The sequence below is a fragment of the Pauljensenia sp. UMB0895 genome (genome assembly GCF_030218905.1).
GTDB lineage: Bacteria > Actinomycetota > Actinomycetes > Actinomycetales > Actinomycetaceae > Pauljensenia > Pauljensenia turicensis_A.
This window is the reverse complement of the sequence record NZ_JASOQR010000014.1, coordinates 115,593-127,469: the sequence shown is the minus strand read 5'-3', so window position 1 is coordinate 127,469 and position 11,877 is coordinate 115,593. Positions and strand designations below refer to the sequence as shown.

Below are 11,877 nucleotides of genomic sequence, written 5' to 3'. Positions count from 1 at the left end.
GGTGTTGTTGACGAGGGTCCAGCCGGTGGCCATTGCTCCGGAAGAGTCGAGGTAGTACCACGTGTTTCCATTGTGGAGCCACCCAGTTTGCATGGCGCCACTGGTGGCAAAGTAATACCATTTGCCACCGATGGACTGCCAGCCAGTAGTCATCGCGTTCGAGGAACTGAAGTAGTACCACGAAGAATTGATCTGCTTCCATCCAAGGACGGCTCGACCTTCTGAGTCAGCCCAATACCAAGAACCGCGATCTTGGAACCAGCCCTGCAGAATGTGTCCCGAACGGGTGAACACCCAACTATTGTCCTGGAGTGACCATCCGTCCTGGGAGGCTGGAGTTGGTGCAGCGCTGGAAGAAAGTGCCATTGAAGGTAGCAGTGTCAGCGCGAAGCACAGTGACGCAACAGAGCGAATGCGATGAGATCCCATAAGGCGAGTCTAATGATCTGAGTACCCTTTTGGAATCTCAGCTGTGGTTTCGAGCTAGATTCCCGGTGAGGGAAAGCAGATTCTAACGTACAACAGAGCTGTCTTCGGTTGTGTGTTCACTCGCTGGCACCGGAGAAATAGAAGAAGTCTTCTTTAGGCCACCCCATGGTGATTTTCCACGTGCCCACCGCATCGCAGCACGTTCGACTCCAAACCAGCTGAGAGTCGCCAGTGTCATCGTGATAAGTGCAGCGACAATCAAGAATGGAATGAATCCGAGTTTGTCTAGGTGAAGAGTGATCAGGAACTGAATGATGGGGAAGTGGAATACGTAGATCCCGTACGAAATATCATGTGTTTTCACCCAACGTGGTGATGGCACGATCGTACCTAGGTAGAGAACGAAGTATGCCATGAGTGGAGAGGCGAGTTGCTTACCGAAGTCTGGCAGGGCATAGATGATGCCAACTGAAGCGATAGCAGCGATCAGTGCATAGCGACCACGCATTGGAAGAGTGTCTTTCAGCTGGAAAATCAGCGCACCGCCCAAGAAATAGGGAAGCATGAAAATGAGTAGTCCCAAATCGTAGTTGCTATCGATGTAGGGATTGAGGCGTCCAATACCAGCGTGGGCCAACACTGAAACTGCGAATAGAACGGCAGTTGGCCAGACATGCTTGCGCATAAATGCCCAGGACATGAATACGCCGATGATGATGTAGCACCAGAATTCATATGAGAGCGTCCACAGCGACCCATTCCACGCCGTAAGCGGATGATCTGACAGGGTTGTACCGATGTGGTAGTAGCTGACTTTCAGCAGGATATTGCTATAAACGTAGTCAAGTGGGGTAGGGGAAGAACCAAAATATCCGTCAATAGTGCCCTTTTCAATCACGTGGGCAATAGGAGCGAGCACGAAAGCGACGAATGCTAGTGCTACAAGGAATGCAGGATAGATGCGGGCGACGCGGTTAATCAGATATTTTCCCGCATCGCTTCGGACTCGGGCTCCGGTAATGAGGTAACCCGAAATTCCAAAGAATCCAACAACTGCCCAGCTTCCGAGGTGTTGTCCTAGAACAACGACACCATCACCTGTAGCGGTGAGAATCTGCGCGTGGGAGAAGACGACGAGTAGAGCGAAGAGCAAACGTAGAAAATTCAGCGAGTTATCTCGAGAACTGAGATCTTTTTGGACGAAGGTCTTTCGTAGCTTATCAAGCATGGATTCCTCAAGAGCTAAAGACAAGACTGAATCAGTTGTCGAGGGTGATGAGCTTGACGCGATCCGATAGACCACAGTAGTCAATCTGTTCGCGCGTAGTTTTGTAGCCCTCAGTGGACGTAATAACAGTCGCTTCTTTATCCCAAGCGCGTAGGAGCGGGCAGAGCATTCCGTAGTAGTCGCCGTGCCATTCGCGGTATGCGTGAATACGCACATCATAACTGGTAGGCGCTGAGAATTGAATAAGGTACCGATTTCGATCACCATCGAATGCGAGGTTGGACGCGTGACGAATGAACACGACAGGAGCGCCCTGGTTTTCGTCAAAAACTTCAACCAATTGGTCGTACAGTTTCTTTTCCTCAGGGGTCGGCATTTTGTGGTCTTTATCGGTGGGCATTGTTGCGTAGCGAGGCAGCGTGGGGAAGAGAGTCCCACCCCGACCGAAATGTTCAAATGGGAGAAGAGAGCCTACGCCCATGATGACTACCGACAGGGCAAAGAAGGCGGCTTGAACACAACGCCCTCGCCACCATGCGTAGGAGCGTCGGTCAGATGCTGATCGAGGGGTAAACGCTTGGCGGAGCGCTTCAATCGTCATGATGGTTGCAAATGTGATCGTTGAGATCCACATCATCTTCAGGGGATAGTAGCCCCAGCGAGAATCGCCAGATTCTCGCAGTAAGAGGAGGAAGAAGATCGCGAGCCAACTGCCAACTGCAAAGGCGCCAAGTCCCATTGCCTCGGGCGAGCGATGCCGGGGAAGGGCAGCAGCGAAAACGAAGAGCAGGAGAAGCAGAAGAATGCTGGCAATTGTAAGGTGGTCGCTTATCTCACCAGCAAAATAGCCGGGACCAGCAGAGAGGTAATCACCGTCGACGCGGAGTGCTGGGAGTGACCAAGCGAAGAAGAATACTGCAACGCAGAGCCAAGTCAGTGCGATCCAAATCAACTCTCGTGACGTTGGGCGATGTGCGGGAAGATTATGCAGACAACGTACAAGTGCCATTAGTAGCAACAGGCCGGGCATCAGGGAAGCCGGAGACCACGTAGCAAGAGTGGCGACCAGTAGCACAGGAAGCCAGATGAGTGCTTGGGCAGGACGGAGGGTCCGATAGGTAATCCACGAAAGGATCAAGATCAAATAGATAACTGGGATGTTGAGGTAGCCATCAAATTCAACCGCGCCAAAAATATTACGAGTAAAGGGGACCCATCCGATAACAAACACGGCAGCTGTACGTAGAGGCCATGGAGCGTGTGACAACAACGCCCACGTCAACCAGCCGGTAAACATACTGGCGAGACAACATACAACGAGACCCGCAACGATATTGCCATACAACATCGTCAGAAGTGGGCTGAAGGAAGTACCTGGCCCATAGAAAATTGAGGTGATAACCGCAGTAAGGAAGACAGGTTTGACCTCATCGCCGGAGCCTAGTCCGCCGTTCTGGTGGATTGTCAGCGCTTCGATGGTATTCATCACCATATCGTTACGCGTGAACTGAACCGGAACGCCACCGTCATAGTACGAGAGCAAATAGACGACTGAAGCGACACCGACAAGAGAGGGAAGAAGAATTGCGAGTGCGGTGAAGAAAGACCGACGATTCAGTGTCTGGTAGTTCCGATAGATGACGGCACCAATAAGGACAAGCGCAACGATGATGGCTGTCCAGAATACCAAGGCGATGCCAGTCTTTACGACCATTCCGAATAGAGCAACTGCGATCAAAGAAAACAGAAAAAGTGCCGTGGCACGCACGGAGTCTCTTAGGAACTGCAAATTCATGTTTTGAGCGTACCTGACTGATCTCAAGTTCTTGATAGCGGAAAGATTGGTGCTCGTCACGTTGCCAGTGAGGTCTTAGCTCTCCGAGATAACACGTTGAGTGACTTTAGTGATCTGATTGCTTTCCAGCTTGCTGGGATTTAATGATGTCGAGCTCGTAGTTGAGGATTGCGATTTCTTCAGTGAGCTTTCGTCGTTCTTCGCTGGCATGGGAAAGATCAACACTCATTCGGAGCGTAAGAAGCATAAAAACGACCGCGCCGGTTACTAGAGCGAGGTTCAAAGGAACCTGAACTCCCAAGAAGTGAGCAACAAAGCTCAGGGCCTTCGGGAACAAGGAAACGATCAATACCCCGATTGCAATGACGAACCACCACGTCGCGTAGCGTTCCTTCATTCCAGCATTGCGCATCTTGATGAAGATTGCGTAAAAGATGACGAGCGCGAAAAGGATGCCGAGCCAGTATGTTGATGTCATTTCTGATCTCCAGTTTCTCTCACTCGTCAGCCAACAGAGGGGCGTGTCAAGGCAACGGACAGTGCAATGAACGCGCGAATCAGGAATCGAGCAGCTTTAAGAGGATTATGTGAGGGTTCTCCTCCAGCACGGGGACGCATTTCTACGGGGACCTGCCGAATCGATAAACCGTGACGTTTTGCGATGACAAGTGCTTCGATTGTGTCACCCAGGTACTCAGCCGGATAGTTCCGTGCAAACAAAGCGATAGCTTTTCGGTTGCTTAGTTTGAAGCCCGACGTTGTGTCAGTCAATTTTGTTTCGCATACTCTCGAAAGGATTGTGGAGAGAACTTTCATTGCCCAATGACGGGGGCCTCGAACGGTGTAGTCGCCTTTTCCTGCGAAGCGTGCGCCGATCACAACATCGGCATCCGTTTTCTTCGCGGATGCCAAGAGATTCGAGATCTCCTTGGGGTCGTGTTGCCCGTCTGCATCGAGCTGAACAGCATAGTCGTAGTTGTTGCGTTGAGCATAGGAATAACCTGTCCTCATCGCTCCTCCGACACCGAGGTTGATTGGCAGATCAAGAACTATCGCGCCGTGTTCTTTGGCAATTGCTGCTGTGCGATCGCCGGAGCCGTCAGAGACAACAGCTATATCAGCCATCGAGCCGACTTCGCTACGAAGTTCTTCAAGCACAGGTCCGATGACTGCTTCTTCGTTCCATGCCGGAACGATGACCAAGATTCGTGATTTTGCTTCAGCCATTATCTGTTACTTTCTGTTCATCGGTGTCGAGTGCATAGTGGATGTATCGACCTAGACAATACTGTTTGCAATCAGAGCAAACGCGAGTGCAAACACGGCGAATACTGCCACTAGAACCGAAGAACTCTTGGACTTTACTGTCACGGGTAGACCTATCGCAAGAGCCGGTAGAAGAGCGGCACCATATCGCGGAGCAAGGTCAAACCCAACACCCATTGTGAGGTTCAGGTAGATGTAGAACGCGGGGGCTACGAAGATTGAGGCCAACAATAGGGCAAGCGCGAATGATTGGTTAAGTACTTCAGTGTTAACAGCGAAGAGAGCTGCTCCAACGAGACCTGAAACTAGAAGCAAGGAAGATAACGTTGTGAAAGCATAAGGGAGCCCGACTGCGCTGAGTAAGCCTCCATTGAGTGATACAGGGCCCATGTAAAGGTAGGTAAGGAAATTATCTAGTTGCTCGACCGCAAAAGTCGGCGAGAAGGGAACATGGGCATCGATTGAATAATCTTCTCTGATGTGGATTGCAGTGAGGCTCCTGTAATGCTGGTAAGCAAATTGAGCGACAAGGCCCAAAAGTAGGGCCAATAATGCAAGAAGAATTGGTCGCTTGAGTGAAGAACGTTCCTCTTTAACGCGTATGAAATAGATGAGGATAAACAGCAGTGCTGCACCCGTTGCAAAGAGCATCTGGAACTTAATCAGACCAAAAAAAATCGAAGCAACGATGAGGGGAATCGAAGTCCATTCTTTGCGGACCATTTTCAGCGTAGATAAGAAGATGAATGAACCTGCGAGCAAACTGAACGAGTCAGGGGTGACATAGAAGTTCGCCCACCTGATCGCGGGACTTGCAAGCATAAGGGCGGTCACTGATGCTGTGATAAGGCGTGAACCGCCAAGGTATCGTGCAAGGCGCCATGTCGCAGTTAATCCCAGCCCGAGCCACAGAGTACCGGTGAACTTGGCTAACAAATACATCTGCTTGCCGGGGGCGAGGAAGAGAAGAATCTTCGTCAAGAAAGCAGTGATAAAGAAATAGAGAGGTGAGTGAACTGAAGCGGTTGAATAGCCTTTAAAGGGATAATCTTCAGAGGGCGCATTGGTGTCACCACAGGCAGGACCTTGCGGGCCGTAAATCTCGATGCCTACGCATGTAATGAGCGAACGCGCGTATTCGTCCGTTTCAGAGTATTGACGAGTAACTTCGCCGTGCATTGCTTTATCAACAGCGTCGATATATACGTACTCGTCTTGCGGGGAGATCGCACTATGCTCCGAAATATAGCGATAACCGACGAGCGCTGAGAGCGCCGTAAAGATAAGAGCCAAAAGAATAGTTCGTACCCACAGTGGCGCCTCAGAAGCATCCCGATACAGTTTCATGTTCATGATGGTGCGAGTGCCTTCGCTTGGTTTGGTATCCAGGGCGGTCATAACGGGTAAGTTGCTCTCAGCTGAGAGTCTTTGTAAGAACCTGCATCGAGTTTCGTGGTGTGAAGCCTGTCTGTTCAAGCTTCGTCAAATCAAGCGTCGAGTTGAGAGGACGGGGAGCAATCTGTTCTTTTCCTGCGTAATACTCAACGGTTGTTACGGGGGTAACGTCGTCTGCTGAACGGCCGACTAATTCGAAAACTCGTTTCGCGATGTCACACCACGAGACAACGGGACCTCCACCAGAAAGGTTGTATGTTCCGTATTCGGCGTTAGTTGAAAGAAGGTGAATGATGCCAGCTGCTAGGTCGGTAGTAAAGGTAAGACGCCCTTTTTGGTCGTTGACAACGGTGGGATTAACACCTTCATCAGCAAGACCCTTCATCGTCTTAATGAAGTTCTTTCCATCGCCAACAACCCAGCTGGTCCGAACCAAGTAGTGCTGGGGAGTGGTGACAATTGCTGCATCGCCGCCAGCTTTCGACTGACCATACACGCCTAGAGGGCTTGGATTCTCGGTCTCCGTGTGAAATTCCACTGAACCGTCGAAGATATATTCGGAAGAAATATGCACCACCGTCAAGTGGTGTTTGCTTGCGATTCGAGAGAGATTCGCAGGTCCATGGGCATTGGCTCGCCAAGCAAGCGGGCGTCCTTCAGGTGTCTCTGCTCCGTCGACGTTTGTCCACGCTGCTGCATTGATAATGATGTCGTATTGCGACCAGTCGAGCGCGTCCATGGCGGCATCGTCAGCAATATCAAATTCTGGAAGATCGACACCCGTCACGTTGTACCCAGCTTCGGGGAGTTGCTTGAGGAGTTCGCGTCCAAGCTGACCATTTGCTCCGGTTACCAAAACACGTCGCGTATCCGGGGAAGGGAAAGGAATAACATCTGCGAGTTTGGGATGAGCTTTGTCCTTATCGGACAGAATCGCGTCCTCCAACGGAATTGGCCAATCAATTGCGACAGTTTCATCGTCGAGGTTCAAGAAGGTGTATTGTGCGTCGGCAGACCAGTGGTCATTCACCAGATAGGTGTATGCGGTATTTGGTTCCAAAGTCTGGTATGAATTGCCCACGCCTCTAGGAACGAAGACTGCAACCGAGGGGTCAATTTCAGTCGTGTAAACCGTTCCGAACGAAGGGCCTTCGCGCAGATCTACCCACGCGCCGAAGACTCGGCCGGTTGCGACCGAAACAAACTTGTCCCACGGCTCAGCGTGAATACCGCGTGTTACGCCAACTTCATCGTTGAAAGAAATGTTGTTCTGCACGGGGCCAAAGTCAGGTAACCCAAGAGCAAGCATCTTCTCTCGTTGCCAGTTTTCTTTAAACCAGCCACGGTTGTCTCCATGCACGGTGAGATCAATGCGTAGGAAGCCAGGAATAGGGGTTTCTTCAATGCCAAGAGCTTTTCCTGTCGCTGTCGTCATCGTGAATCGTGCTCCTACATCCATGGCTGGCGCTGAGTGGAAACTAGTACTGGAACGAGTTTAGGTGATAGGGGGCTGTTTATCGGTGAAGCAGACGGTGATATTCCTCAGTTGCACTCTGGTACATGTGTGAGTGTGATGCGCAACATGAGAAAAAGTCTTGGCATAATGAGCGTCAAGGTGCACAAGTAAGTCGACCAGTGCGCGCACTCAACCTGCGGAGGAACGATGAAAGGCATTATTCTTGCCGGCGGATCAGGAACCCGACTGAATCCGATTACATTGGGAACGTCAAAACAACTTGTTCCGGTGTATGACAAACCGATGATCTACTATCCGTTGTCAACGCTGATGCTTGCAGGTATCCAAGACGTCCTTGTCATTACGACACCACATGATGCCGAAGCTTTCCACCGCCTGCTGGGCGACGGTTCGCAGCTTGGTGTCAATATCTCGTATGCCGTTCAAGAAGTGCCGAACGGACTTGCCCAGGCATTTGTCCTTGGGGCTGATCATGTTGGAACTGACTCCGCGGCTCTCGTTCTTGGCGACAACATCTTCTACGGTCCCGGTATGGGCACGAAGCTTCGCCGTCATGTGGATCCTGATGGTGGTGCAGTGTTCGCCTACCATGTGGCAGATCCAACCGCGTACGGTGTCGTTGAATTCGATGATAACTACACTGCAATTTCTATCGAAGAAAAGCCTGCCCATCCGAAGTCGAACTATGCGGTTCCCGGTCTGTACTTCTACGACAATAACGTCGTAGATATCGCGAAGAATCTCAAGCCTTCCGCGCGCGGTGAATACGAAATCACGGATGTGAACAAGGTTTACCTTGAGGCAGGAAAACTTCAAGTTGAGGTTCTCCCGCGAGGCACTGCTTGGCTTGATACAGGAACATTTGATTCCCTTGCGGATGCAACGAACTTCGTCCGTACAGTGGAAGCACGCCAGGGGATGAAGATTGGCGCTCCTGAAGAAGTGGCTTGGCGTATGGGCTTCATTGACGATGAAGGACTGCGTCAGCGCGCTGAACCGCTGGTGAAGTCCGGTTACGGGCAGTACCTGCTGGACCTGTTGAAGTGATCTGATCTGTCAGTTTCCCGTCAACGTCGTGTGATGGGGAACTGGCAGACCTGTGTATGTACTGCCCTGTATCAAGGCCTCGGACATATACACTGACGCGTATGAATGGAATGAAGAAGCTCGCGAACTATTCAAAGCTGGGCGCCTCGTATTACAAACGTAACGGCGCACGACTGACAGTAGGGCGCCTCTTCCTTGGAGTGGGCACTCACTTATCCTCTCCCAAAAATGCGGGTGGGCTCAGCGGACGAAGGAATGCTTCGTTGGTGAAGTTCGAGGACGCGGCGGTTGCTGACTGGACAGTAGCTCCGCAGTGGAAACAAGAGCCTCGATCGGTCGGAGACGGCCCATTTACGACTGCCTGGATTATGTCTCCCCCCGGAGAGCATTCAGGTGGACACCAGAATATATTCCGTTTCCTTTCTTTCTTGGAACAAGCCGGACATACGGTCAAGATCTTTCTCTATTCCTCTAACCCCCTGCCGATCAACATCAAGGGCATCCAAAAGATACTTCGTGATTCGGTTGCTTATCCTCAGTTGAATGCTTCAATCGAGGTGTATTCGCCATCGGCTGGAGTCGGCGAAGAAGTCGACGCGATCTTCTCCACCGGTTGGGAGACGGCATACCCCTCGTACCTCGACCGTTCGAATGCGCGCAGATACTACTTTGTGCAGGACTTCGAGCCGTCGTTCTACTCTGTTGGCTCCGAATCCGTGCTTGCCGAAAATACGTACCGCTTTGGCTTTGAAGCTTTCACTGCTGGACGCTGGCTTGCAAAGAAGCTTTCCACTGACTACGGAATGAAAACACATCCCTTCGATTTTGCGGCAGATTTTTCACTCTATAAGCGAACGAATGAACAGCGCCGATCAGATGTGTTCTTCTATGCGCGACCAGTGACGGCTCGTCGAGGGTTTGAGCTGGGGGTCATGACTCTTGCTGAAGTGAAACGGCTACGTCCTCTAACAACGATTCACATGGCAGGATGGCCTCTCGGTGGTTGGGATGTGCCATTCGACTTTATCGATCATGGTGCGATGAGTATCAGTGATTTGAGTCCTCTCTACAACAAATGTGCGGCCGCTCTGGTGATGTCACTGACGAACATGTCGTTGCTCCCACTTGAATTGCTTTCGTGTGGAACGATCCCGGTCGTCAATGACGCAGAGAATAACCGTCTGGTTTCAGCTAATCCGCATATCGCATACACGCCACTGTCGCCAAAGGCATTGGCGCATAGAATCGTTGAAATTCTCGATGATTCTCAGCAGATTGAAAAATCTTGCGAGGCAGCCTCGTCCGTTTCGGATTTCTCATGGGACGATGCGGGGGCTCAATTTGTCACCGCCTTCGAGGAGGCAATGCGTGGCTAACATTCTCGTCATTGGCGGAAACGGTTTTCTTGGATCCCACCTCGTGGATGCTCTCGTAGTGCGTGAGCATCGTGTCACCGTATTCGACATGTTTTCGGGGACTACCCATTGGGCCTCGGAAGGCGTTGATATCGTTGATGGAAATTTTCTGAACATAGCTGATCTTCGACGGGCGGTTCGCGGCAAGCAGATTGTTGTTCACATGCTGTCGACGACGGATCCTGCAACAGCAGAAAATGACCCGATCGTGGATATTCGCACGAACATTCTTGGCTCGGTTGAGTTGTTCCAGATCTGTGCTGACGAGGGAGTTGAGCATGTCTACTTTGCTTCTTCAGGTGGCACGATCTACGGAGACCGCGATCAAGAAAACTTTTCCGAAGAGGATCTGACGCTTCCAGTTTCTCCCTATGGCATTGGAAAGCTTGCCATCGAAAACTACATGCGTTTCTTTGAACGGAAATATGGTTTGCGTTCAACGAGTTTCCGTATTTCGAACCCGTATGGGACTCGTCAAAACCCGCATAAGCGCCAGGGAATTATTCCGATTTTCTTGAGGAATATTCTGAACAATAAGCCTCTGACAGTGATGGGAGACGGAACGATGTTCCGTGACTACATCTATGTCAAAGATTTCGCGAATATCGTCGCTACGATGATTTCGACGGGCCCAAGCCAGCCGGTATACAACGTTGGTTCGGGACGTGGCACTACGGTGAACGAACTTGTCGACGCGATGGTCAACGTGACGGGTAGGCATCCTGTTATCGAATACCGTGACGTTCCCAGCACCTATGTCCACGGTAGCGTTCTTGACACGACACGCATCCAAAACGAGTTCGGACCGTTCGAAATGACTGAACTTGAGGTCGGTATTCAACGTACGTGGCAGGAGATTTGTGAACATGGCTTCTGAAAAAGAATATGAATTCGACGCAACAGTCGTCATTCTGACCTATAACGGTGAGCAACACCTTGAGGAAATTCTTAATGCGGTTCATGCTCAGCGCTATGGTGGCACGTTTGAAACGCTCGTCATTGATTCGGGATCCACAGACTCGACGCTCGACATCATCGCGAAGAATCCGTGGGTCAGGCTTCATCAGATCCCGAATAGCGAGTTTGGTCATGGAAAAACACGCAACCTTGGTGCCCACTTGGCTAAGGGGCGCTATGTTGTCTACCTGACTCACGATGCGACTCCAGCATCTGATCGCTGGCTTCATGAGATCACTGCTCCCTTTGATATTAGCGAGCGCATTGTTGCAGTTATGGGTTCTCAAGTGCCTCGTGCAGATGCATTCCCATTGCTGCGCTACGACGTGAAAAACACCTTTGCCAGTTTTGGGCCGATGCACGGTACAACCTTGTTCTACGACGATGATTTCATTCAGGACGAGGGCGTGCGTAATGCGGTGACCTTCTATTCCGACGTGAATTCAGCAGCTCGTCGTTCAGTTCTCACAGGCGAGATTCCTTACCGCGATGTTTCGTATGCCGAGGATCAGTTGCTTGGCCGAGATGTCATTGATGCTGGCTATATTAAGGCGTACGCTCCGCGAGCTGTCGTTTGGCACTCTAACGAGATGACGATCTTAGAATACGACGATCGTATGTTCGAAGAAACGCAGGGCCTTCGCGAAGTCGGGATTGATGTAGCCCTTCCGTCGATTCCTACAGTCGCAAAGCTTGTTGTTGGTGGAGTGCTTCGGGATGCTGTTCGTTTAGTTCGTGATCGCGAGGTTACAACCAAACGCAAGCTTCACGGATTGCTTGTGAACCCGGCCTATCATGTCCAGCGCTGGCGAGGCGTACGTCGAGGAGTGCGTTCAGCGTTGAAGCGCTATGGAGAATGAGGGGGAGA

At 51.1% G+C, this 11,877-nt stretch carries 10 protein-coding genes and 1 pseudogene; 4 read left to right on the top strand and 7 right to left on the bottom strand.

Annotation, left to right across the window (positions count from 1 at the left end; translation table 11 throughout):
- From QP503_RS07925 to QP503_RS07895, 7 genes and pseudogenes are all read right to left on the bottom strand, one after another.
- A pseudogene (locus tag QP503_RS07925) lies at positions 1 to 429 on the bottom strand (hypothetical protein); the annotation flags it as partial.
- Between the two features lie 82 nt (positions 430 to 511).
- Entirely contained in the window at positions 512 to 1,657 is a 1,146-nt protein-coding gene (locus tag QP503_RS07920; protein ID WP_006681352.1) for an acyltransferase family protein, read from the bottom strand.
- A gap of 31 nt (positions 1,658 to 1,688) precedes the next feature.
- A complete protein-coding gene (locus QP503_RS07915; RefSeq protein WP_103631992.1) occupies positions 1,689 to 3,452 on the bottom strand; it encodes a hypothetical protein in 1,764 nt (587 codons plus the stop codon).
- A 106-nt stretch (positions 3,453 to 3,558) separates the two neighbouring features.
- Positions 3,559 to 3,930: a DUF2304 domain-containing protein gene (locus QP503_RS07910; protein WP_103631991.1), complete on the bottom strand. Its 372-nt coding sequence runs from the start codon at positions 3,928 to 3,930 to the stop codon at positions 3,559 to 3,561.
- 26 nt (positions 3,931 to 3,956) lie between these two features.
- Positions 3,957 to 4,679, bottom strand: a complete 723-nt coding sequence (locus QP503_RS07905; protein ID WP_006681349.1) for a glycosyltransferase family 2 protein — start codon at positions 4,677 to 4,679, stop codon at positions 3,957 to 3,959.
- Between the two features lie 51 nt (positions 4,680 to 4,730).
- Positions 4,731 to 6,116: a hypothetical protein gene (locus tag QP503_RS07900; RefSeq protein WP_006681348.1), complete on the bottom strand. Its 1,386-nt coding sequence runs from the start codon at positions 6,114 to 6,116 to the stop codon at positions 4,731 to 4,733.
- A gap of 16 nt (positions 6,117 to 6,132) precedes the next feature.
- A complete protein-coding gene (locus tag QP503_RS07895) occupies positions 6,133 to 7,548 on the bottom strand; it encodes a sugar nucleotide-binding protein (protein ID WP_103631990.1) in 1,416 nt (471 codons plus the stop codon).
- A gap of 228 nt (positions 7,549 to 7,776) precedes the next feature.
- On the opposite strand from QP503_RS07895, the gene rfbA reads away from it, so the two are divergent.
- From rfbA to QP503_RS07875, 4 genes are all read left to right on the top strand, one after another.
- On the top strand, positions 7,777 to 8,637 hold the full coding sequence (rfbA, locus tag QP503_RS07890; protein ID WP_285101509.1) for a glucose-1-phosphate thymidylyltransferase RfbA: 861 nt from the start codon (positions 7,777 to 7,779) through the stop codon (positions 8,635 to 8,637).
- Between the two features lie 101 nt (positions 8,638 to 8,738).
- On the top strand, positions 8,739 to 10,013 hold the full coding sequence (locus QP503_RS07885) for a rhamnosyltransferase WsaF family glycosyltransferase (RefSeq protein WP_103631988.1): 1,275 nt from the start codon (positions 8,739 to 8,741) through the stop codon (positions 10,011 to 10,013).
- Positions 10,006 to 10,929, top strand: a complete 924-nt coding sequence (locus QP503_RS07880; protein ID WP_006681344.1) for an NAD-dependent epimerase/dehydratase family protein — start codon at positions 10,006 to 10,008, stop codon at positions 10,927 to 10,929. Before QP503_RS07885 ends, QP503_RS07880 begins: the two co-directional genes overlap by 8 nt.
- Positions 10,919 to 11,869, top strand: coding sequence for a glycosyltransferase family 2 protein (locus tag QP503_RS07875; RefSeq protein ID WP_006681343.1), 951 nt, complete (start codon positions 10,919 to 10,921; stop codon positions 11,867 to 11,869). The genes QP503_RS07880 and QP503_RS07875 overlap by 11 nt, the downstream gene beginning before the upstream one ends.
- Positions 11,870 to 11,877: the final 8 nt, after the last annotated feature.